The 23,165-nt window shown below is 41.1% G+C and carries 21 protein-coding genes, 12 tRNA genes and 1 rRNA gene; 32 read left to right on the top strand and 2 right to left on the bottom strand.

Features of this window, described 5'->3' with window-relative positions; all coding sequences use genetic code 11:
- The first annotated feature begins 57 nt into the window (after positions 1 to 57).
- The 3 genes from cshA (at position 58) to CFK37_RS03215 (ending at position 3,616) form a co-directional block, all read left to right on the top strand.
- The gene (gene cshA / locus CFK37_RS03225; protein ID WP_089060537.1) at positions 58 to 1,554 is read left to right on the top strand and encodes a degradosome RNA helicase CshA; all 1,497 of its coding nucleotides are present in this window, start codon (positions 58 to 60) and stop codon (positions 1,552 to 1,554) included.
- Between the two features lie 156 nt (positions 1,555 to 1,710).
- Positions 1,711 to 2,190: a PH domain-containing protein gene (locus tag CFK37_RS03220; protein ID WP_089060536.1), complete on the top strand. Its 480-nt coding sequence runs from the start codon at positions 1,711 to 1,713 to the stop codon at positions 2,188 to 2,190.
- A complete protein-coding gene (locus CFK37_RS03215) occupies positions 2,180 to 3,616 on the top strand; it encodes a PH domain-containing protein (protein WP_245837300.1) in 1,437 nt (478 codons plus the stop codon). Before CFK37_RS03220 ends, CFK37_RS03215 begins: the two co-directional genes overlap by 11 nt.
- A gap of 281 nt (positions 3,617 to 3,897) precedes the next feature.
- On the opposite strand, the gene CFK37_RS03210 is transcribed toward CFK37_RS03215, so the two are convergent.
- Positions 3,898 to 4,659 (bottom strand): rhomboid family intramembrane serine protease, encoded by a 762-nt coding sequence (locus tag CFK37_RS03210; RefSeq protein WP_089060535.1) that lies wholly within the window; start codon positions 4,657 to 4,659, stop codon positions 3,898 to 3,900.
- A 145-nt stretch (positions 4,660 to 4,804) separates the two neighbouring features.
- On the opposite strand from CFK37_RS03210, the gene acpS reads away from it, so the two are divergent.
- The 15 genes from acpS (at position 4,805) to CFK37_RS03135 (ending at position 17,589) form a co-directional block, all read left to right on the top strand.
- On the top strand, positions 4,805 to 5,161 hold the full coding sequence (gene acpS / locus CFK37_RS03205; protein ID WP_089060534.1) for a holo-ACP synthase: 357 nt from the start codon (positions 4,805 to 4,807) through the stop codon (positions 5,159 to 5,161).
- A gap of 105 nt (positions 5,162 to 5,266) precedes the next feature.
- Positions 5,267 to 6,766, top strand: coding sequence for an NAD(P)H-hydrate dehydratase (locus CFK37_RS03200; protein ID WP_089060533.1), 1,500 nt, complete (start codon positions 5,267 to 5,269; stop codon positions 6,764 to 6,766).
- A 56-nt stretch (positions 6,767 to 6,822) separates the two neighbouring features.
- A complete protein-coding gene (locus CFK37_RS03195) occupies positions 6,823 to 7,842 on the top strand; it encodes a LolA family protein (protein ID WP_089060532.1) in 1,020 nt (339 codons plus the stop codon).
- Between the two features lie 222 nt (positions 7,843 to 8,064).
- Complete coding sequence (alr, locus tag CFK37_RS03190) at positions 8,065 to 9,228, top strand: alanine racemase (protein ID WP_245837299.1); 1,164 nt, start codon at positions 8,065 to 8,067, stop codon at positions 9,226 to 9,228.
- A gap of 181 nt (positions 9,229 to 9,409) precedes the next feature.
- Positions 9,410 to 9,694 (top strand): CopG family ribbon-helix-helix protein, encoded by a 285-nt coding sequence (locus CFK37_RS03185; RefSeq protein WP_089060531.1) that lies wholly within the window; start codon positions 9,410 to 9,412, stop codon positions 9,692 to 9,694.
- A 4-nt stretch (positions 9,695 to 9,698) separates the two neighbouring features.
- The gene (locus tag CFK37_RS03180; RefSeq protein WP_089060530.1) at positions 9,699 to 10,049 is read left to right on the top strand and encodes a type II toxin-antitoxin system PemK/MazF family toxin; all 351 of its coding nucleotides are present in this window, start codon (positions 9,699 to 9,701) and stop codon (positions 10,047 to 10,049) included.
- Between the two features lie 210 nt (positions 10,050 to 10,259).
- The gene (locus CFK37_RS03175; RefSeq protein ID WP_089060529.1) at positions 10,260 to 11,129 is read left to right on the top strand and encodes an RsbT co-antagonist protein RsbRA; all 870 of its coding nucleotides are present in this window, start codon (positions 10,260 to 10,262) and stop codon (positions 11,127 to 11,129) included.
- Between the two features lie 6 nt (positions 11,130 to 11,135).
- A complete protein-coding gene (locus CFK37_RS03170) occupies positions 11,136 to 11,492 on the top strand; it encodes an STAS domain-containing protein (protein ID WP_089060528.1) in 357 nt (118 codons plus the stop codon).
- A 2-nt stretch (positions 11,493 to 11,494) separates the two neighbouring features.
- Entirely contained in the window at positions 11,495 to 11,896 is a 402-nt protein-coding gene (locus tag CFK37_RS03165) for an anti-sigma regulatory factor (protein WP_089060527.1), read from the top strand.
- A gap of 26 nt (positions 11,897 to 11,922) precedes the next feature.
- Entirely contained in the window at positions 11,923 to 12,927 is a 1,005-nt protein-coding gene (locus tag CFK37_RS03160; protein ID WP_245837298.1) for a PP2C family protein-serine/threonine phosphatase, read from the top strand.
- A gap of 106 nt (positions 12,928 to 13,033) precedes the next feature.
- On the top strand, positions 13,034 to 13,366 hold the full coding sequence (locus tag CFK37_RS03155) for an STAS domain-containing protein (RefSeq protein ID WP_089060526.1): 333 nt from the start codon (positions 13,034 to 13,036) through the stop codon (positions 13,364 to 13,366).
- Entirely contained in the window at positions 13,366 to 13,842 is a 477-nt protein-coding gene (rsbW, locus tag CFK37_RS03150) for an anti-sigma B factor RsbW (RefSeq protein WP_089060525.1), read from the top strand. Before CFK37_RS03155 ends, rsbW begins: the two co-directional genes overlap by 1 nt.
- Positions 13,814 to 14,599 carry an RNA polymerase sigma factor SigB gene (sigB, locus tag CFK37_RS03145; protein WP_089060524.1) on the top strand — a complete coding sequence of 262 codons (786 nt, stop codon included), beginning with the start codon at positions 13,814 to 13,816 and terminating at the stop codon, positions 14,597 to 14,599. The genes rsbW and sigB overlap by 29 nt, the downstream gene beginning before the upstream one ends.
- Positions 14,596 to 15,195: a SpoIIE family protein phosphatase gene (locus CFK37_RS03140; protein ID WP_089060523.1), complete on the top strand. Its 600-nt coding sequence runs from the start codon at positions 14,596 to 14,598 to the stop codon at positions 15,193 to 15,195. The genes sigB and CFK37_RS03140 overlap by 4 nt, the downstream gene beginning before the upstream one ends.
- A gap of 231 nt (positions 15,196 to 15,426) precedes the next feature.
- Positions 15,427 to 17,589, top strand: a complete 2,163-nt coding sequence (locus CFK37_RS03135) for a Tex family protein (RefSeq protein WP_089060522.1) — start codon at positions 15,427 to 15,429, stop codon at positions 17,587 to 17,589.
- Between the two features lie 206 nt (positions 17,590 to 17,795).
- On the opposite strand, the gene CFK37_RS03130 is transcribed toward CFK37_RS03135, so the two are convergent.
- On the bottom strand, positions 17,796 to 19,256 hold the full coding sequence (locus CFK37_RS03130; protein ID WP_089060521.1) for a catalase: 1,461 nt from the start codon (positions 19,254 to 19,256) through the stop codon (positions 17,796 to 17,798).
- Between the two features lie 280 nt (positions 19,257 to 19,536).
- On the opposite strand from CFK37_RS03130, the gene CFK37_RS03125 reads away from it, so the two are divergent.
- From CFK37_RS03125 to CFK37_RS03060, 14 genes are all read left to right on the top strand, one after another.
- Entirely contained in the window at positions 19,537 to 19,989 is a 453-nt protein-coding gene (locus CFK37_RS03125) for a SprT family protein (RefSeq protein ID WP_089060520.1), read from the top strand.
- A gap of 239 nt (positions 19,990 to 20,228) precedes the next feature.
- Positions 20,229 to 20,303, top strand: a tRNA-Asn gene (locus CFK37_RS03120).
- A gap of 3 nt (positions 20,304 to 20,306) precedes the next feature.
- Positions 20,307 to 20,397, top strand: a tRNA-Ser gene (locus CFK37_RS03115).
- A gap of 6 nt (positions 20,398 to 20,403) precedes the next feature.
- A tRNA-Glu gene (locus tag CFK37_RS03110) sits at positions 20,404 to 20,475 on the top strand.
- A gap of 26 nt (positions 20,476 to 20,501) precedes the next feature.
- A tRNA-Asp gene (locus CFK37_RS03105) sits at positions 20,502 to 20,578 on the top strand.
- A gap of 5 nt (positions 20,579 to 20,583) precedes the next feature.
- A tRNA-Gln gene (locus CFK37_RS03100) sits at positions 20,584 to 20,658 on the top strand.
- A gap of 24 nt (positions 20,659 to 20,682) precedes the next feature.
- Positions 20,683 to 20,755, top strand: a tRNA-Lys gene (locus tag CFK37_RS03095).
- An 18-nt stretch (positions 20,756 to 20,773) separates the two neighbouring features.
- Positions 20,774 to 20,855, top strand: a tRNA-Leu gene (locus CFK37_RS03090).
- A 47-nt stretch (positions 20,856 to 20,902) separates the two neighbouring features.
- Positions 20,903 to 20,985: transfer RNA gene (locus CFK37_RS03085), tRNA-Leu, on the top strand.
- Between the two features lie 65 nt (positions 20,986 to 21,050).
- Positions 21,051 to 21,127 (top strand) — tRNA-Arg (locus CFK37_RS03080).
- 3 nt (positions 21,128 to 21,130) lie between these two features.
- Positions 21,131 to 21,207 (top strand) — tRNA-Pro (locus CFK37_RS03075).
- A 24-nt stretch (positions 21,208 to 21,231) separates the two neighbouring features.
- A tRNA-Gly gene (locus tag CFK37_RS03070) sits at positions 21,232 to 21,305 on the top strand.
- A gap of 20 nt (positions 21,306 to 21,325) precedes the next feature.
- Positions 21,326 to 21,399 (top strand) — tRNA-Ile (locus CFK37_RS03065).
- Between the two features lie 100 nt (positions 21,400 to 21,499).
- Positions 21,500 to 23,065 (top strand): 16S ribosomal RNA (locus CFK37_RS03060).
- Positions 23,066 to 23,165: the final 100 nt, after the last annotated feature.

The following is a 23,165-nucleotide window of genomic DNA, read 5'->3' as shown; positions in this document are numbered from 1 at the left end:
GGGGGATGCCTTTTTTGTGCGAATAAATTTTTGAGGAAAAAAGGAGTAGACTATTAGGTGACAACATTTAAAGAATTAAGTATATCAAGTCCCATTATGAAGGCTTTGGAAAAAATGGGATTTGAAGAAGCGACACCAATTCAAGCAGAAACAATTCCACTTGCGATGCAGGGGAAAGATGTAATTGGACAAGCTCAAACAGGGACAGGTAAAACAGCAGCATTTGGAATTCCGATGATCGAAAAAATTGATAAATCAGCGAAAACGATTCAAGGCCTTGTGGTGGCACCAACACGGGAACTCGCTATTCAAGTTGGCGAAGAAATTAATCGCTTGGGTAAATTTAAAGGAATTCGTACACTGCCTGTATATGGTGGTCAGCACATGGATCGTCAAATCCGTGCATTGAAAGACGGACCACATATTGTAGTAGCGACTCCAGGACGCTTATTGGACCATATGCGCAGAAAAACAATCAAAATTAATAACGTTCAAACTGCAGTTTTAGATGAAGCAGATGAAATGTTAAATATGGGATTCATTGATGATATTCGTGACATTCTTAAAGGTATTCCGGAAGATCGCCAGACATTGCTGTTTTCAGCAACGATGCCAAAAGAAATTCGTGAGATTGCAAACACATTAATGAAATCTCCAGTAGAAGTAAAAGTAAAAGCGAAAGAAATGACAGTAGAAAATATTGATCAATATTTTGTTGAAGTTCCAGAACGGTTGAAATTTGATACTTTGAGCAATCATATTGATATTAATGCTCCTACCCTTGCGATTGTTTTCAGTCGTACCAAAAAACGGGTAGATGAAATTTCTGAAGGCCTGCAGGCTAGAGGTTTCCGATCTGAAGGTATTCATGGTGATCTGACTCAAGGTAAGCGTATGTCGGTTTTAAATAAATTTAAAAACGGCCGTATTGAGATCCTCGTTGCGACAGACGTGGCGGCACGCGGTCTGGATATATCAGGCGTTTCCCATGTATATAATTTTGATATTCCACAGGATCCGGAAAGCTATGTTCACCGTATAGGTCGTACTGGCCGTGCTGGACGTACAGGTGAAGCTATCTCATTCATTACACCAAGGGAAATGGCGCATCTTCATTTAATTGAAAAAGTTACAAAGAGTAAAATGAAGCGACTTATGCCACCTACTAATCAGGACGCGCAACGCGGACAACAACAAGTAACTGTTGAGAAATTAATGAAGACAATTGAGAAAAATGATTTAAAGTCATATCATGAAACAGCCAATGAGTTGTTGCAGGATCATGATTCAATTTCCGTTATTGCAGCTGCGCTAAAAATGCTGACTAAAGAGCGAAGAGATATTCCAGTTCGAATTTCATCCGTGCAACCGATCAGTGTTAAAAAAGCACATCAACGTGGTGGAAAAGATAATAATCGCCGGAATAAGCGTAATTACGGGCAACGCAATCAAGGCGGCCGTAATAACCAAGGTGGACGCAACCAGGGTGGTCGTAATCAAGGCGGACGCAATAATCGTAAAGGGAACTTTCAAAAACGCAGAAACCGCGACTAATATTACATTAGTGACTAAATAATAGACACCAAAAGCTCCTTAGCGCAAAAGGAGCTTTTTTTAATCTTTAAAATTACGGGTTGCCCCCAGACGTGACACTTTTTTCTATGGTGATTCGTATAGATTATAGAACTTGGAAAGAAAAGGAGGAAAATCATGCGGCAACCACCAATACATACAATTGCTGACGATGCGATCAAGACATGGAAAATAACTGCAATTTTATACATGCTGATTTTATGGCTGTCCACTGCTGCTGGACTTGTATTATCAATTATTTTTGACTTTCCGCTTTGGTACGTGGCAATTAGCATCTTGCTATGTGGTATTCTGCATTATGTGTTTGTTAATTTGCTGCCTAAGGTTAGATGGAAGCGTTGGCGCTATGAAATATTTGAACAGGAAATTTATATTCAACATGGTATTTTAATTATTTCACGTACACTTGTGCCAATGATTCGGGTGCAACATGTTGATACGAAGCAGGGGCCAATACTCAAGAAGTATCAGCTTGCCAGTGTGACAATTTCTACGGCTGCAACAACACATGAAATACCAGCATTACTAGAGGAGGATGCTTCTAGTCTCCGTGACCGGATTTCTGCATTAGCGAGGGTGGATGAAGATGATGTCTGAGAAGCGGCGGCTCCATCCGGCGGCAATACTTTTTACCATAGTAAAAATGTTTAAAGAATTAATTTTTACTATAGGGGTAGGTTTTTTTGCCTTTAAAGAAGAGGGAATGGCTTACTTTATTATTGGTGGCAGTGCACTGGTCATAATAGCGCTAAGTTTCGGCATCCTGTCTTGGTACCGGTATACATATCGTGTTGAGGATGAGGAATTACGGATTGAGCACGGAATCATCATCCGTAGAAAACGCTATATCTCAAAAAACCGCATCCAGTCGATTGACCTGACGCAAAATGTTGTTCATCGCTTGTTCAAGCTTGTGAAAGTTAATATTGAAACAGCGGGAAGCGGCATGGGCTCCGAGGCATCACTTAAAGCAGTAAAGCTTAAAACTGGCGAGGCGCTTAGAGAAGAATTAAAGACAGCTAAAAAAGCAGCCACAATAGAGAGTGCGGATGCCGAACAAATGGAACAGGACTTTCCATCCGAAACAATCACAAAAAGACGTTTATTTGTTGCGGGAACAACATCCGGCAGTATTGGGATTATCTTTATTATTTTTTCTGTTGTATTCTCTGACTTGGATCAATTTATTCCTGACTCATATTACGAAAATACCTTCAATACCATTATCGGTTTCAGTATTATAATCATAACAATACTTGTTCTGGCATTGCTTCTTTTGCTTTGGTTACTGGGAATCGCGGGGACAATGATAAAGTACGGTAACTTTACTATTACCAAGCATCCGGATGAACTCCTTATAACACGAGGGCTGCTTGAGAAGAAACAGACTACCATCCCACTAAGAAGGATACAGGCAGTAGGAATTAATGAAAGTATTATTCGTCAACCGTTTGGATATGTCACAGTATATGCAGAAGTAGCGGGTGGATCAATTCAAAAAGGGGAGGATTTTTCAACCATTCTTTTCCCTATTATGAAACGGACAGAAGTCGATGACTTTCTTACTAAACTCTTACCAGAATATGTATCTGAAAGAAACAAACTTAAGGGGCTCCCCGCACAGGCAAAAACCTTTTATTTAGTACGGTCATCTATGCTGTTGATGTTAGTAGCTATCGCTATGCTGTTTCTCTTTCCACAGTTTATATGGGCGCCAATCATCGTATTACTTCTGTGTATGTATATTGGCTTGTTACGTTATAAGGACGCCGGGTTTCGGATTGATGGTGAACGGCTTACATTACGATCCAGGGTAATTAACCGTAAAACAATAATCCTTTTTCATAAACGCATTCAGTCCTTTGAAAGTAAACAATACTGGCTGCAAAAACGGGCATCAGTAGCAACGCTGAAGGCATCAATTGTTTCATCATTTGGCGCTGGTACGCATTATAAAATAAAAGATCTGTCAGTGGATGATGCCATGGAAATCGCCGATTGGTACTCCTTTCGCGATTATTAACTTTTTTATCCACGAATGGTTCGATGCTGGGTAAAGTAGTTAGATGACCGAAAAACAGGCTGACAAAAACAATACAGGCGAGAATCAAGCCAAGTCGGAAGAAAACAAGCTAAACTTGGGCCACGGCACCCTCAACTCGGGAGACAGTTATTTCTCTACCGGATTTGAAGCACCGTGGCCCGAGTTGGCCTTGTACTCACCCAAGTTCCGCACTCCCTCGCCCGAGTTCAACTGCCAAGGCTGAACTCGTCATTCTTTTTGGTACTAACCGGTGTTTCAATCTAAAAGAACCTGCCGAAGATGCCAAGAACAACTAATATGCCAAGTACAGTCCACAGAATGATTTTAAAAATTTGCTTGTTCTTTTGTTTTCGTTCCCACCGGCTTGGGTTGAATTGCACAGAACCGGTGTGGCTTGCGCCTTGGCTTTTCCAAGTGTTAAACGGCTTGGCATTTGCAAGTACCAATGGACCAAGAGCAAGTCCGCCAAGGAAACCAAATACATGTGCATATACATTAATGCCGGGGCGTATGAAAGTCAAAATCAGTCCAATAACGAGAATAGTTACCACGATACGTGCGCTTTGACTGTCAATCAGGTGTTTACGAAAAACAACCATGAAAATGTAAATGCCAAATAAACCATAAATGGCACCAGATGCGCCGATATATGTGTAAAATGCTGTTGGTTCGATAACATATGTACCAAGATTACCTGCTAATCCGGCCAATAGGTACGTACAAATAAAGGTGAATTTTCCAAGCATTTGTTCAAGGGCTGGACCAAATAGAACAAGTGCAAAGGAATTGAAAAGAGCATGACTCAATCCCGCATGGAAGAAGATAGAGGTTAAGAGCCGCCAGTATTCTCCCTCATGTATGAGAATGTTGCTCCCGGCCCCCCACTGATAGAGTTGCTCCCCGATTGGTAACGAAAGTATTCTAACAATGACCAGCAAGACTAGATGAATGATAACAATCGTTGACACAATGGGATAAGACCGAATAAATTCTTTAATACTTCTTTCTGATCGTATAAACATTGGAATCCCCCGCCGGAATGAATTTTTGATTAATTGGATTTTCGGGTATTATTAGTATAATAACGCTTCATTCACAGTATGACCATTAAAAACAATCAAATGAACAATTTATTGCAGTTTAGTAAGAGAAAGGATCGTTTATCAAATGATTAAAGGGATTGGAATTGATATTATAGAATTGGAACGAATTAGAAACAGTTTGGCGAAAAGTAATCAATTAGTAAGCAGGATTTTAACAACAACTGAGCAAATAATGTATGAAAAATTAAGCAGTGCATCACGCCGCACGGAATTTCTAGCTGGAAGATTTACTGCGAAGGAGGCTTTTGCAAAAGCTACTGGACAAGGTATTGGAAAGTTGAGTTTCAAGGACATAGAAATAAAAACGAACGAACTAGGAGCACCACGTATAACGGCACGAGGCTATGAACCATATTCCATCTTTATCTCTATTACTCATAGCAAGGACTATGCTGTTGCTCAAGTAATTATAGAAGAATAGCGTCTATTGCTTATGCGAGTCACCCCTGACCAAGGCGCTTACGCTTTTCTTGCATATTCGGAAAGTTTGTCTCATATATTTTAGTGCGGGTAGGAGGAAATGGTAATGTTTATTGTCACCGCGAAGGAAATGTACGATGTAGACAGTCATACCATGGATAGAGTAGGGTATGACGGAAAACTATTGATGGAGAATGCTGGTAGGGCTGTATGCGAGAAAATGAAATCGATCCTTTCTAAGCATGATCAAGTTGGTATCCTGATCGGATCAGGAAACAATGGGGGCGATGGCTATGTAATTTCTAGAACATTGCTGAACGATGGGTATAACGTTCTTGCCATACAAATTGTTCCGGATGAAAAAATAAAAGGGGATGCACGTTACCACAAAGAAATTTATAAGAATTGTGGTGGCGCCGTACATGTTGCACAGTCTGCTGATGAGCTGGAAATACACTTACATCATGTAAATGTTGTGGTTGATGCTATGCTAGGAATTGGCATGAAAGGAATGCTGAGAGAACCTTTGAAAAAGGTCGTGTCACTGGTTAATCAATCGGGTAAAAAGGTAATTGCAATCGATATCCCCACAGGGTTGCCCAGTGACGAAGGGATAACTGACTTCTATGCCATCCAGGCTGATCGCACATTTATTATCGAAGCACCAAAGGAAAGTGTTTTTGTGCAGCATACCGCCCCTTATTATGGAACATGGGAAACGACTTCGATTGGCATTCCATCGCAGGCTTTTTCAAATGTAACTGCGAAGAGTACGTGGGAAGAAGATAATTTTAAACAGAGTCTACCAAAGCGCGAAGCATTCTCACACAAAGGGGAGCATGGAAAAGGATTAGTTGTTGGTGGTAGTAAGGAAATGCCCGGATCCATTGCGATGACAGCGAAGGCTGCGTTGCGGGCCGGAGCGGGGCTAGTCACGATTGGTACACAAGAAGGAATAATCGGTTCGATTGCTCCAGCTTGTTTAGAAGCGACATTTCTACCAATTCCTGAAAATGGACCCATATCGTCATCCCAGTTAGAGCCGTATCACGCTATTGCAATTGGAATGGGACTCGGACGTGGAAAACAGGCAGGTGGGATTGTCGCTGGGGTTGTAAAAAGTGCCGATTGCCCAATAATTATTGATGCAGATGGACTTTTTCATATAAAAAAGAATTTGAGTTTGCTTGGAAATCGATCTGCACCAACAATTCTTACCCCCCACCCCGGTGAAATGGCTATGTTAATGGATTGCCCAATAGAAGAAATTGTACATGCACCGTTTGATTACGCGAAAAGGCTAAGCAAAGAATATGGTGTTTACGTTATTCTAAAGGGGAAGTATACCATTATAACAACACCAGATGGAAAGCAAACCGTTAATCAAACAGGGAATCCTGGCCTTGCCAAAGGTGGGAGTGGTGACGTTCTTTCAGGTGTAATTCTGTCAATGGTAATGCAGAAAGGAACCATTGAAGAGGGATTATGCAATGCCTGCTACCTTCATGGTAAAGCAGCTGATTTGAGTGTAAGTGAAGGGCATTCCTATTATGACTTATTAGCTACAGATGTTATCAAAGGTTTTCCACTTGTTTTTCGTACATGAGCACGCGGTGACTACATTCCTTTTGTCCTTGGAATCGAGACAAGGGAGATATGTCCATGAAAAAAAATAGCATTTGGTTAGCACTTGCCTTAGGTTTGGCTTTATTAATACTCTCTGCTTGTGGAGAAGAATCACAAGAAGGAGTTCTTGAGAAATTAGATGAAAAACTGACAGATATGGATGGTTATAAAGCAACAGCGCAAATGAAGATGGATACCGGTCAGGAAAGTCAAATGTTCAACATCGATATCTGGCACAAGAAAGATGATTTATACCGTGTTAAACTGACAAATGATCAGGATGAAAAAGGAAGTCAAGTAATTTTAAAGAATGAAAAAGGTGTATTTGTACTAACGCCATCCTTGAACAAAAGCTTTAAATTTCAATCAAAATGGCCGGATAATGGAAGCCAGCCATATTTATATCAATCACTGGTAAATGATATTAAAAAGGATAGTGAAGCAACTTTCAGCACAACAGATTCAGCCTATGTATTCCAAACAAAAACAAACTATCAAAGTAATAATAATCTTCCTTATCAAGAAATTCACTTTGATAAAAAGACCTATGCACCTGTATTGGTGAAGGTAATGGATAAGGACAAAAATCCTGTAGTGGAAGTGAAATTCACTAGCTTCAAAACGGATCCGAAATTTAAAAAGGACGACTTTGAAATGGAGAAGAACATGACAAGCAGTGCGTCAGGGGAAGTGCCAGTATCTGCTGATCCAGCATCGTCTACGTTCACATTAATGTTCCCATTAGAAACAGCGGGTTCTGAACTATATAAACAGGAAGAAACGGAGCTTGAAAATGGAAAACGTGTCATCATGACATTTAAAGGGGAGAAAAACTTCACGTTAGTTGAGGAAAAAGTCAATGTTGAGCAGGCCATGACTTCGCCAAAACCGGTTTCAGGTGAAATTGTTAACTTGGGATTCGCAATTGGTGCAGTTTCGGAAAACTCCATTGAATGGCATAATAATGGCATGAATTTTTATTTAGCAAGCGATGATTTAACAAAAGAAGAATTGATTAATGTTGCAAAATCAGTGCAGGGAAAAGAAATAAAATAATGGTGCAAGCAGACTCACAAGAGAAAGGGGGGTCTGCTTTTTACTTTTGCACTTTAAGAAAGAAATCCTTATCGGTGTAAAGTATTAGAAAACTTGGCGTTCGCCAAGCCTTTGGGCGAATGACTTAGTTGCTATTAGCAAAAAAAGCCATATTTTCACCATGGACAAACCATATTTGATTGACAGTTATCGGGTAAAAGCGAAATAATAATAGAAGGATATATGAATTTAGAAGTCAAAGGAGATATGGTGCTTGTGTCTGACGTATTTTACCGGCCAACCTGGGTGGAGGTTAACCTGGATGCCGTTGCTTACAATATTGCACAAATGAAACAAAAGCTGCCATCAGACAGTTCTATATTTGCCGTTGTGAAGGCAGATGGATATGGCCATGGTGCAGTTAAAGTAGCTGAAGCCGCCCTGCAAGCAGGTGCTAATGCTCTTGCTGTGGCGCTCCTTGAAGAAGCACTGGAGTTGCGTCATGCTGGAATCAAAGCACCAATCTTGGTCTTTGGCTGGGTTGCGCCTCGGGATGCACGGATTGCTAGCGAACATGATATTACGCTTACATTTTTTCAAGCAGAATGGCTTCGAGAGGTAGAAGCACATTTAAATTCAAAAGAATTGAAGCTTCATATGAAGTGGGATACCGGTATGGGACGATTGGGGATTCGCACAGAAAATGAACTTAAGTCATTGGTCGAAGCGCTCCAAACAGCTGATCATATTAATTTAACAGGGATTTACACCCATTTTGCTACTGCTGACGAAGATGACTTGACTTATTTTATTGAACAAAAGAAACGTTTTTATCACCTTCTGAGCGTGTTTAACAGAATATGGGGTGAGCCTGTCGATATTCACATTGGGAATAGTGCTGCCTCTATTCGTTTTCCGGAAAAAATGCATGATTTTATACGATTCGGCATAGCGATGTATGGATTATATCCATCTCAAGATGTGCGGAACAAACAGCTAATTAATTTGAAACCCGCTTTTTCGATGCATAGCAGGCTGGTACATGTGAAAAATGTTGCTCGCCATGAGTCGATTAGTTATGGCGCAACCTATATAACAGATCATGCGGAATGGATTGGCACAATACCAATAGGTTATGCGGATGGCTGGCCACGGAAATTGCAGGGAATGGAAGTTCTCATTGAGGGAAAAAGGATGCCTATCGTTGGAAGGGTATGCATGGACCAGACAATGATTCGCCTTGATAAGGAATATCCTGTTGGAACTAAGGTTACACTAATTGGAAAGAACAATGGCGATGAAATTGAAATGGATGAAATAGCAAATTTCCTGGAGACCATTAACTATGAAATTCCCTGTATGATTAGTGAAAGGGTTCCAAGAATCTATGTAAAAAACAACGGATAAACATGTCATAAATTCATGATGTGTAAATAAGTATATATACCACAGCCGTTTAATTTTTAAACAGGATTCATACATTTTTTAGACAAATATCTCTGAAATCCTTTGCATTGCCGTCTGTAGAATGATATTATTGTAGTAAATTTGATATTGATCGTTCAACAGTTGGCGGAGGTGTATGGTTTTGTCAGAGAGCTTACAGGAGATTTTAGTACGATTACCAAAAAACCTATTAAATGAGGTGGATGGACTAATGAAGTATGATAATAGAGATCTTAGCGATTTTATCTGTCAAGCAACAAGGAATTATTTAGAACAGAAGAAATATGACCATATTCAACAATTTCGGGAATCCATGCAAAAAGGCTATGAGGAAATGGCTCGAATTAATCTAACAATTGCGTCGGAGGCTTTTCAAGCTGAAGAGGAGGCTGAAAACACCCTTGAGCGTTCTGTGATCGGGGTGTAATAATTTGATCGTTCAACGAGGAGAAGTATATTTCGCTGACTTATCCCCTGTGGTAGGATCAGAACAGGGAGGTATACGTCCAGTATTAATTTTACAAAACGATATCGGTAATAGGTTTAGCCCTACTGTAATTGTTGCAGCAATTACTGCTCAAATCCAGAAGGCAAAGCTACCAACACATGTTGAGATTAATGCGAAGCGCTATGGTTTTGACCGTAATTCTGTTATATTACTCGAGCAAATTCGTACGTTAGATAAACAAAGATTAACAGATAAAATTACAAAACTGGATAGTGAAATGATGAAAAAAATAGATCAGGCATTGGAAATAAGTCTTGGACTTAAGGATATGTAGATTATGTTTTTGAAAACCCTTGTTAACGTATATTAGCAGGGGGTTTTTTAATTTTTATAAACATCAACTATCTTATGGTACAATGGGTGTATTCAGTGAAGAATTTTGTGTTTCCTGCAGTTTTTGATGAATCATGTAAAATAGTGCAACTAAGGATTACATAATGGAATAAAAATATAATAGCAAATTAACCAACAAGGGGGCATACCAGTGGATAAAAAGTTTAAAGAAATCGCATTAAAAAACAGCGATACAATTGTCCATATGTGGCTTAAGGAAGTTGACTCATTAAAAGAGGGCAACTATACTGCAACAATCTCAGATGAATTATTTGAAAGTACAAACAGGGAATTTGTAAATGTTATATTCGCAAGTATTCAGGGACAGGGATCGACAAATACATTGGAAAACTTTTCAGAGAAGCTGATCAATCTCGGATGGCCGCTAAGTTATATTACCGACGGTCTGCAGGTTTTTAGACGGGTAACGGTTGAGTATATCCTTAGTCAATCTGAACAGGTCGATTCCGATTATATTTCAAGGGTCTTACAAAGTGTTGATATGTGGGTGGAGCCAATCATTCGTCAGCTAGTCAACGAATATTCAGGAAGCTGGGAGCATATCGTATCGCTGCAGCGTGTTGCACTACAGGAGCTGTCTGCACCACTTATACCAGTGATGGATAATATTACGGTTATGCCTTTAATAGGAACCATTGACACGGAACGTGCGAAATTGATTATGGAAAATTTACTTGAAGGGGTTATTAAGCATAATGCAGATGTCGTTCTAATTGACATTACCGGTGTACCTGTTGTCGATACAATGGTCGCGCACCATATCATTCAGGCAGCGGAAGCGGTTCGGTTAATAGGATCAACATGTATTCTTGTGGGGATTAGGCCAGAGATTGCTCAAACGATTGTCAATCTAGGCATTGACCTTGGTAAATTTCCAACGAAAAGCTCTCTCAAAAAAGGTTTCAAAAAAGCATTGGAAATGACTGATCGCAAAATAGAGGATATAAATACGAAAGATGCAGAAATAGAAACGATTTTAAATTCATTAACTGGGGAGTGATCGCTTATGCGTATACCTATTCTGAAACTACATAACTATTTGTTAATCTCCATTCAAACGGAGCTTGATGATAATACAGCTATCCAGTTCCAGGAGGATTTATTAAATAAAATTCATAAAAGTGGTGCAACCGGTATAGTTATTGATTTAACTTCTGTTGAAATCATTGATTCGTTCATTGCGAAAGTGTTAGGCGATGTTGTTACGATGTCGGATCTAATGGGGGCGAGAGTAGTTTTAACCGGTATTCAGCCAGCCGTGGCAGTGACATTAATTGATCTTGGAATTCACATGAAGGATGTACCTACAGCCTTAGATATTGAACAGGGGTTAATTAAACTCCATAAGGAATTGGGGGTATAGGAATGAACCTTCAATCCTGTGTAAATATTAAAAAGGAGTGGGATATTGTTGGAGCCAGACAAGTTGGCCGGGATATCGCCAAGAAAACTGGCTTCGGAACAGTAGACCAGGCTCGTATTGCCACCGCTATATCCGAATTGGCCCGAAATATATATTTGTATGCTAGCGAAGGAAAAATCTGTTTTGAAGTAATTGAAACCGTGAATCAAAAAGGAATTCGTATGGTGGCTGTTGATGCTGGACCGGGGATAGAAGATATCAGTCAGGTAATGGAAGATGGCTATACCACGTCAGGTGGACTTGGAGCGGGACTCCCAGGGGTAAGAAGGTTAATGGATGAATTCGATATAAAATCTGAAATAGGAAAAGGCACAGAAATATATGCCGTGAAATGGACACGCTAAGCAAGCAGTAGAAGAGGGGGTACAGTGTGGATACAATGAAGTTAGACGCTGCAAACTATAAAGATTTATTAAGGCACTACATTGAGACACAAGATGAACAATCATTATATGGTGCGGAACAAATCAGTAAATCATTTATTAAAAACAACATTTTGCCAGAAGAAATTGTAAGTTTGCACAATCAGGCATTGGCGGATATATACCCCGACTTATTTGAGGACTTTCAGCGTTCCATGGATTTTCTAATGGAATTAATGATATCGTACGGTCTCGCGCATCAGGAATTTCAGAATCTGCGCGAACAACAAATCGAATTGAAATCTGAAATATCTGTTGCAGCGGGAATGCAGGAAACATTACTTGCAACTTCAAAACCCGAAATAAATGGCTTGGATATTGGTGTTATTAGTGTCCCGGCTCATCAGTTGAATGGTGATTATTACCACTTCATTAAAGGTGAGGATGGGTCACTTGGGATTGCAGTTGCTGATGTTATCGGAAAAGGAATTCCTGCTGCCCTTTGTATGTCGATGATTAAATACTCCATGGATAGCTTTCCAGAAGAAACAATGAGTCCGCGGACTATTCTTGGTAATTTAAATCGTGTTGTTGAACGTAATGTTGACCCGAGTATGTTTATTACCATGTTTTATGCGCAATATAAACCTAAGGATTGTAAGTTTTTATATTCTACTGCAGGTCACGAGCCTGGGTTCTTTTATTGTGCCGAAACAGATACGTTTAAAGAAATTGAAGCAAAGGGTCTTGTATTAGGTGTATCAAAAGAAGTGAAATATAAACAATATGAACGTACGATGCAAGATGGCGATATGATTATTTTGTTGACTGACGGGGTCACAGAATGCCGGCAGGGCGACCGTTTTATCGAAAGTGAAGAAGTCCTGGATGTAATCAGACAGCATGTCCATTTACCAGCACAGGAAATGGTAGAACTTGTATACAAATACTTTGAACGGCTTCAGGGTTTCCACCTTCGTGATGATTTCACCCTGATTATTCTAAAAAAGTGAGTTTATAAATTTATCTAACAGGGTAATAAAATCATATTGATAGTGTAAATTAGCACCCATGTAATAAGAAACTGTTCAGGGGTGCTTTCATTATAGGAGGATGGAAATGAACTTAGAGATTGATGTCGTAGAGGAAAACAGTAAATCTAAACTTAATGTCTCTGGTGAAATTGATGCATATACTGCGCCGAAATTAAAGGAAGCATTGTTGCCTTTAACAAAGGTTAGCGGGAACACGGTTGAGGTTAATTTGGATGAAGTGGGTTACATGGACAGTACTGGTCTTGGTGTTTTTATCAGTGCGTTAAAGTCAACAAAGGAATTTGACAGTCATTTAGTTCTAGTAAATTTACAGGAGCGTGTTTTGCGTTTATTTAAAATCACTGGATTAGATGAAATCATGGATATTAATAGTGGAATTAGAGGTGGACAGAAATAATGGAAAAGTTTGACTTTATTGAGATGAAAGTTCCCGCTAAAGCTGAATATGTTGGTGTTGTTCGCCTGAGTATTTCTGGTATTGCCAATCGTATGGGCTTTACCTATGAGGATATCGAAGACTTAAAGGTATCTATCTCCGAGGCTATAACCAATGCGGTTACCCATGCTTATGAAACAGATGATGATGGTGAAGTTACAGTTGGTTTTGGTGTTTACGAAGACCGTTTGGAGGTGATGGTGGCCGATCATGGAGGCAGCTTTGATTTGAAGGAAATAAAGGGAGGCATTGGGCCATATAACCATACGGAATCTGTAGAAACCCTGCGTGAAGGAGGGTTCGGACTCTTTTTAATTAATGCGTTAATGGACAAGGTAGAAATAAATAATAATTTCGGTGTTATTGTTCTAATGACTAAGTATCTTCAGGAAACAGAGGTGGATTATGATGGCGACCAAATCTCGTCCACACAATAGAGATGAGGTTTACCAATGGATTGAGCATTTACAACAGAATCCTGATGATGATGAGGTCAAAGAAAAGGTTGTTCTGACCTATAAAGATCTTGTAGAATCTATTGCACGTAAGTATTCGAAAAACAGCAGTATACATGAGGATCTTGCACAGGTTGGAATGATTGGATTATTGGCAGCTATTAGAAGGTTTGATGCTAGCTATGGTAAATCATTTGAATCATTTGCAATACCAACGATAATCGGGGAAATCAAACGATTTATTCGAGATAAAACATGGAGTGTTCACGTTCCAAGACGAATTAAGGAGCTTGGGCCAAAAATTAAAAAAGCTATTGATGAATTAACCATTTCAGATCAAAAGTCACCTACAGTACGTGAAATTGCTGCACATCTTGACGTATCCGAGGAAGATATTTTAGAGACGATGGAAATGGGAAAAAGCTATAAAGCCCTGTCCGTCGACCGAAAAGTTGAAGCAGATTCTGATGGGAGTACGGTAGCAATTCTTGACTTAGTGGGTAATGATGAGAATGGTTATGAGAATGTAGACCAGAAACTGTTACTCGAGAAGATTTTGCCGATCCTGACTGAAAGAGAACAGGAAATATTACGCTGCACTTACTTTGATAACTTAAGTCAAAAAGAAACCGGTGAACTGCTTGGAATTTCCCAAATGCATGTGTCAAGATTACAACGGAGGGCACTTCTTAAATTACGTGAGGCCATTCATTCCGAAAGCTCGGAGGTCTTTGATTGAGTGTAACTGGAAAAAGGGTAGAAGTAGGTGTTTACCAAAAAGCAAAAAAAGGAAATTATTATTGTGGTGACAGCTACTTTTATACCGAGACAGAGAATGAGTTCGTATGTGCATTGGCAGATGGTTTGGGAAGTGGAGAATTTGCAAGGGAATCGTCACAGGTAGTCGTTGACATTATAAAAGATAACATTCATGCATCAATTGAACAGATTATTAAAAGGTGCAACGAAAACCTTACCGGAAAACGTGGCGTTGTGATTGGTATTTTAAAAATTGACTTTACCAGCAAACGCTATTCCTTTTCATCGATAGGTAATATTGGTGTGATCACAATATCGCAGGACGGAAAGAAAAAACGCAATATACCGAATGGTGGCTATCTCGCAGGATATCACCGGCCGTTCAAAATTGAAAATGGTAAAGTGGATTCTGTCATGAACTTTATTATGTTCTCGGATGGAGTATCAGATGCAGAGCTTGCACAAAAATACTTTTTGAATAAAAATGTGAATGAGACAATCGCAACGTATGAATTTAAAAACGGCCAGGCAAAAGATGATGACACAACATTAATTGCCATGCGATATACAGGGTAGAGGCAGGATCAGCATAAATATGCTGGTCTTTTTGTATGCACCCAATCGCCTTCGCTTTTCATTGTCCAGCTACGGCTCCTAGAAACTGCCGATATAAGCAATGGACACTTCGAACGCTTAAACCCCTGCGTTCTACGGTCCCTTGCTTATGCGTCTGTTTCTACCCAATCGCCTTCGCTTTTCTTATTCTTTTTTGGTAAAATTGTTTTGTAACTATGGGAGGTTGTAAGGATGTCAGTAGAAATTGATCAGGAAATTATTCAGTGGGTTGCGAAAGAAACTACTGTGAAGACTAACGTGGTAAACACGGTTATTGCATTGATGGAAGAGGGCAATACTGTGCCATTTATCGCACGTTATCGTAAGGAAGTGACTGGTGGTCTTGATGAGGTTCAAATAAAGTCGGTTCAAGATAAATGGCAGTACGCTGTTAACCTGTCCAGCAGAAAAGAAGAAGTAATTCGATTAATTGATGAGCAAGGTAAATTAACGGATGAACTTGAAAAGGAAATAGCAAATGCTACTCAACTACAGCGCGTAGAGGACTTATACCGGCCATACAAGCAAAAGCGCCGCACAAAAGCAACAATCGCTAAAGAAAAAGGGCTGGAGCCACTTGCTGCGTTAATCTGGGAGCAGGATAAAATTATTCTAGAGGCAGAAGCTGAAAAATATCTGTCTGAAGAAAACGAAATACATACGATTGAAGATGCCCTAGCTGGAGCCAATAATATAATTGCAGAATGGATATCTGACGATCCCGAGCACCGTGATTTTATTCGCGAGGAAACCTTTAAAAAAGGTTTAATTGAATCCTCAGTGAAGGATCGTTCTAAAGATGAAAAAGGTGTTTACGAGATGTACTATGACTATGATGAGGCAGTACGTTCTTTGGTATCGCACCGAATACTTGCATTAAACCGCGGGGAAAAAGATGAGGTGTTAAAGGTTACGGTGGAACCACCAACAGAGCGTATTTTGGAATATTTACGAAAGAAAACAATTAAGTCTGCAAGTCAAAATGATGTTGTTGCATTTTTGCAGGAGGTCGTTGACGATAGTTATAAAAGGTTAATTCAGCCATCTATCGCACGGGAGATACGTAATTCACTAACAGAAAAAGCGGAACAACAAGCAATCAAAATCTTTTCCGAAAACTTGAAAAACCTGTTATTACAGCCGCCCCTAAAAGGGAAGACAGTATTAGGAGTTGATCCGGCGTTTCGGACAGGATGTAAGCTTGCTGTTGTTGATGAAACAGGAAGGGTCCACACGGTCAGCGTGATGTATCCAACAGCTCCTAAAAATGATTACGCCGGATCTGAGAAAATTGTACTTGGATATTTGAAAAAATTTGATGTGGAATTAATCGCAATTGGTAACGGAACGGCTTCACGTGAAACGGAACAGTTTATAGCCGATGTGATTCAAAACAATAAACTGGATGTTCCATACATTATTGTAAATGAAGCAGGGGCAAGTGTTTATTCTGCATCCGCATTAGCCCGGGAAGAATTTCCTGATTTGCAGGTTGAAGAAAGAAGTGCAGCCTCCATTGCCAGACGTGTACAGGACCCGCTTGCGGAACTTGTAAAAATTGATCCGAAATCAATAGGTGTTGGCCAGTATCAGCACGATGTCAGCCAAAAAGAATTAAATGAATCGTTATCATTTGTTGTAGAAACAGCGGTGAACCAGGTTGGTGTTAACGTGAATACTGCATCGCCAAGTCTGCTGCAATACGTGTCTGGACTTAGTAAAACAGTCGCGAATAATATTGTGAAACAACGTAATGAGGTTGGTAAATTTTTAAATCGTAAGCAATTAAAGAAGATACCACGACTGGGTGCTAAAACATATGAACAAAGTATCGGGTTTTTACGTATTTTTGATGGAGAACATCCACTGGACAGAACGCCTATTCATCCTGAGAGCTATCCGCATACAGAAAAACTGCTGGATATGTTAGGAAGCGGTATAACAGACATCGGATCGAAGGAATTGCAGGAAAAGCTTTCTGGTATAAACAAACGTGAAGTTGCGGAAAGGCTCGAAATCGGGGAATTAACATTACAGGACATCATCCAAGCGCTGATTCGTCCAGAACGGGATCCGCGTGATGATTTGCCAAGACCATTATTAAAACAGAATGTGTTAAAGATGGAGGATCTTCAACCCGGCATGGAGATGCAGGGGACAGTCAGAAATGTGGTTGACTTCGGTGTCTTTGTAGATATTGGGGTTAAGCAGGACGGTTTAGTTCACATATCAAAAATGTCGAATAAATTTGTTAAACATCCAATGGATATAGCTTCAGTTGGCGATGTCGTTACAGTTTGGGTTGAAAACTTTGACGCCAATAAAGGAAGAATAGCCTTGTCCATGGTTAAATAAAAGCTTTCAGAGCGCCTTGCTTTGCGGCAGTTTTAATCCGCGATGAGTTTAGATAAAATTGGCTTATTGCTAGCAATGGTGAAATCGAAGTCAGGGAGCTTGAAATAAACATGGCCGCTTGTTAAATAAGCATAATAGGCCGAACAAACCTCTTATCTGTAAATAAAAAAAGGATCGCAAATTTGCGATCCTTTTTATTAAACTCTTTATCGTACACTTTCGGGTACGGATAGGCCTAATCCCTGTGCGACGCGTTCGCCGTATTCCGGATCAGCTTTATAGAAATGTTCAATTTGGCGTAATTTAATTTCATCTCGTTCAACAGGTTTCATATGGTTAACTACTGCTTGAATAAGACGGTCCTTTTCGTCAGGGCCCATTAGTCGGTAGAGGTCACCGGCTTGTGTGAAATGATCATCATTTTCATAAACGACGCTATCAGCCTCACCATAAACCTCAAATGGATTAACCTTTGATGGAGCATCCTCTTTTGGACCTTCCAGACTGTTTGGTTCATAGTTTACAGAACCACCACTGTTACCATCTAAGCGCATTTGTCCATCGCGCTGATAATTCTTAGTACCATTTAATGGACGGTTAATCGGTAATTGCTGATGATTCGCCCCAATACGATAACGATGTGCATCAGAATAACCAAACAGGCGTCCTTGCAGCATTTTATCAGGTGATGCTTCAATGCCAGGTACAAAGTTTCCAGGTGAAAATGCTGCCTGTTCTACCTCGGCAAAGTAATTTTCTGGGTTACGATCTAAAACCATCCGACCTAACTCAATACGTGGATAATCTTTTTTAGACCATGTTTTAGTAACATCAAATGGATCCCATTTATAAGATTTCGCATCCTCATAAGGCATAATTTGAACATATACTTTCCAGGCAGGGAAGTCTCCGCTATCAATTGCATTATATAAATCCTCTGTATGATAATCTGGATTTTCTCCCGCTATTTCTGTTGCTACACTTTCATCTAATGCTTTAACACCTTGTTCAGCAATAAAATGATATTTAACCCACGATGGCTCACCCTGATCATTTACCCATTTGAATGTATGGCTTCCATATCCATTCATATGACGAAGTGTTGCAGGGATACCGCGGTCACCATGTAAATAAGTAACCTGGTGCAGTGACTCCGGTGATAGCGACCAGAAATCCCATACCATATTAGGATCCTTTAAGTTTGTTTTAGGATTACGTTTTTGTGTATGAATAAAATCAGGGAACTTAATTGCATCCTGGATGAAGAAAATAGGTGTGTTATTTCCAACCAGATCATAGTTTCCTTCTTCTGTATAAAATTTCAATGCAAACCCGCGTGGATCCCGAACAGTGTCAGCCGATCCCAGTTCTCCTGCAACCGTTGAAAAACGGGCAAACATTGGGGTGCGCTTACCAACTTCGCTTAAGAAGGCAGCCTTTGTGTATTTGGATAAATCATTAGTTACTTCAAAATACCCGTGTGCTCCTGCACCTTTCGCGTGAACAACTCGTTCTGGAACCCGTTCCCGGTTAAAGTGTGCAAGTTTTTCTAAAAGGTGTACATCTTGAATTAACACTGGACCCCTAGAACCGGCTGTAATTGAATTTTGATTATCGCCAACTGGAGCTCCTGATGCGGTTGTTAATCTGTTTTTTTCATTACTCATTCGTGAAACACCTCTCCTTTTTGATTTAAACAATCTATATTAATTATAATATAAATCTATTAAAAATCAATATTTATTTATAATAATTTTAAACTAAGGCTAAATAAAAGGGAGTGAATGGCTATATTTACTAGTTTACTGGAAGTTAATTTAAATTCCCAATTCTTTGCCTGGCTATCATTTGTGACTGCCAAATGAGTATTTAGACTTTTGGGAATACAGGTTTGCCGTAAAGTATGTTAAAATAAAGGAACTGGAAAAGCAAAAGAGGATGCCTTGTATGAATCTATTAAACGAAAAAGAATTATATGCACTTGTACAAAAGATTTCACTAAATTACTTTGGGAAATCGTTTAAAGATCAAGTTCGATTTAATTCTAGATTGCGAACCACAGGTGGGAGATATATTCCGTCTAAAAGGATTATAGAACTGAATCCAAAATATGTGCTGGAAACGAACGAGGCTGAGTTTATAGGAATCATTAAACATGAGTTATGTCACTACCATCTTCATATAGAAGGAAAGGGATACAAACATGGGGATTCGGCCTTTAAGATGCTATTAAAAGAAACAGGATCACCGAGACACTGCACCCCGCTTCCTTCATCTAAGCGGGAAAATAAACATCATTATATCTGTAAAAGCTGCTCACATGTTTATAAACGGCAACGAAGGGTTAATATTAATAAATATCGTTGCGGTCGATGCGGCGGGGTGTTAAAGGATCAATAGTTATTAGGGAAAGCTGCTTTATGTGAAAATTTGTTATAGGTAGAAAATGAACGATCGACAAAAATCTGGCGAAAATGCATTGACGAAAAGTAGCTTCCATGTTAAATTTAATAAGCCCTAAAAAAACGGGGGTGAAATCTTACATAAGTAATTGACATTTTTATGAAGTTATTGTATTATATTTTTCGTCGCAATTATTTTCATATGCTGGACAAGCTATGATTCATTTGTTTGATTATTCCACAGTAGCTCAGTGGTAGAGCTATCGGCTGTTAACCGATCGGTCGTAGGTTCGAATCCTACCTGTGGAGCCATATGGAGAAGTACTCAAGTGGCTGAAGAGGCGCCCCTGCTAAGGGTGTAGGTCGTGTGAGCGGCGCGAGGGTTCAAATCCCTCCTTCTCCGCCATTTAATGGCCCGTTGGTCAAGTGGTTAAGACACCGCCCTTTCACGGCGGTAACACGGGTTCGAATCCCGTACGGGTCATCAATAATTACATATGATTGTGGACTGGTCCGGTAGTTCAGTTGGTTAGAATGCCTGCCTGTCACGCAGGAGGTCGCGGGTTCGAGTCCCGTCCGGACCGCCATTTATTGGGCTATAGCCAAGCGGTAAGGCAGCAGGTTTTGATCCTGTCATTCCCAGGTTCGAATCCTGGTAGCCCAGCCATTTATGTGCTTATTATATTATGACGAGCCATTAGCTCAGTTGGTAGAGCATCTGACTTTTAATCAGAGGGTCGAAGGTTCGAATCCTTCATGGCTCATCCTGAATTTACTTTTTTGCGGGTGTGGCGGAACTGGCAGACGCGCTAGATTTAGGATCTAGTGTCTTATGACGTGGGGGTTCGACTCCCTTCACCCGCATTCACATGCTTTCTGCTGTGTATTACATGGCATTTTGTTTTTGTTATGCGGTCGTGGCGGAATGGCAGACGCGCTAGGTTGAGGGCCTAGTGGTGGCAACACCATGGAGGTTCAAGTCCTCTCGGCCGCACTAAGATTAAAAAAACTATTGCATTTAACTTTGAAACATGGTACATTAGTAAATGTCGCTTTAAAGCGCCCGTAGCTCAATTGGATAGAGCGTTTGACTACGGATCAAGAGGTTAGGGGTTCGACTCCTCTCGGGCGCGCCATTTCGGGAAGTAGCTCAGCTTGGTAGAGCACATGGTTTGGGACCATGGGGTCGCAGGTTCGAATCCTGTCTTCCCGACCATCGGAATATTTAACATTTTAATATGCGGGTGTAGTTTAGTGGTAAAACCTCAGCCTTCCAAGCTGATGATGAGGGTTCGATTCCCTTCACCCGCTCCATTTAATAAAATTTTTATGTTGGGCCTGTAGCTCAGCTGGTTAGAGCGCACGCCTGATAAGCGTGAGGTCGGTGGTTCGAGTCCACTCAGGCCCATTTTGCTCCTTGAAAACTGAACAAACAATCAAGTATGTCAAGCAACGAAACAAAGCTAAGACCAACGATAGAATTGATTGGTGTCGATTCTATTCAAACTTTTTTGGAGAGTTTGATCTTGGCTCAGGACGAACGCTGGCGGCGTGCCTAATACATGCAAGTCGAGCGCGGGAAGCAAGCAATCGCCCTTCGGGGCGTGAGCTTGTGGAACGAGCGGCGGACGGGTGAGTAACACGTGGGCAACCTGCCTGTAAGATTGGGATAACCCCGGGAAACCGGAGCTAATACCGAATAATACTTTTTATCACATGGTAGAAAGTTGAAAGGCGGCTTTTGCTGTCACTTACAGATGGGCCCGCGGCGCATTAGCTAGTTGGTGGGGTAATGGCCTACCAAGGCGACGATGCGTAGCCGACCTGAGAGGGTGATCGGCCACACTGGGACTGAGACACGGCCCAGACTCCTACGGGAGGCAGCAGTAGGGAATCTTCCGCAATGGACGAAAGTCTGACGGAGCAACGCCGCGTGAGTGATGAAGGTTTTCGGATCGTAAAACTCTGTTGTTAGGGAAGAACACGTATCGTTCGAATAGGACGGTGCTTTGACGGTACCTAACCAGAAAGCCCCGGCTAACTACGTGCCAGCAGCCGCGGTAATACGTAGGGGGCAAGCGTTGTCCGGAATTATTGGGCGTAAAGCGCTCGCAGGCGGTCTTTTAAGTCTGATGTGAAAGCCCACGGCTTAACCGTGGAGGGTCATTGGAAACTGGAGGACTTGAGTACAGAAGAGGAGAGTGGAATTCCACGTGTAGCGGTGAAATGCGTAGAGATGTGGAGGAACACCAGTGGCGAAGGCGACTCTCTGGTCTGTAACTGACGCTGAGGAGCGAAAGCGTGGGGAGCGAACAGGATTAGATACCCTGGTAGTCCACGCCGTAAACGATGAGTGCTAGGTGTTAGGGGGTTTCCGCCCCTTAGTGCTGAAGTTAACGCATTAAGCACTCCGCCTGGGGAGTACGGCCGCAAGGCTGAAACTCAAAAGAATTGACGGGGGCCCGCACAAGCGGTGGAGCATGTGGTTTAATTCGAAGCAACGCGAAGAACCTTACCAGGTCTTGACATCCTCTGCCAGCGATAGAGATATCGTGTTCCCTTCGGGGACAGAGTGACAGGTGGTGCATGGTTGTCGTCAGCTCGTGTCGTGAGATGTTGGGTTAAGTCCCGCAACGAGCGCAACCCTTGATCTTAGTTGCCAGCATTTAGTTGGGCACTCTAAGGTGACTGCCGGTGACAAACCGGAGGAAGGTGGGGATGACGTCAAATCATCATGCCCCTTATGACCTGGGCTACACACGTGCTACAATGGATGGAACAAAGGGAAGCGAAGCCGCGAGGTGTAGCAAATCCCATAAAACCATTCTCAGTTCGGATTGCAGGCTGCAACTCGCCTGCATGAAGCCGGAATCGCTAGTAATCGCGGATCAGCATGCCGCGGTGAATACGTTCCCGGGCCTTGTACACACCGCCCGTCACACCACGAGAGTTGGCAACACCCGAAGTCGGTGAGGTAACCTTTATGGAGCCAGCCGCCGAAGGTGGGGCCAATGATTGGGGTGAAGTCGTAACAAGGTAGCCGTATCGGAAGGTGCGGCTGGATCACCTCCTTTCTAAGGAAAAACAGGAAGCGAGAAGCTACATGTAGTGGAAGCTGACCTGTTTAACGGAATCCCTGTGATAACCTGCTGGTTATCCGGGGGCGTAAGCCCT

The organism is Virgibacillus phasianinus (assembly GCF_002216775.1).
GTDB classification, from domain to species: domain Bacteria; phylum Bacillota; class Bacilli; order Bacillales; family Amphibacillaceae; genus Virgibacillus_F; species Virgibacillus_F phasianinus.
This window is presented reverse-complemented; position numbering and strand designations above follow the sequence as displayed.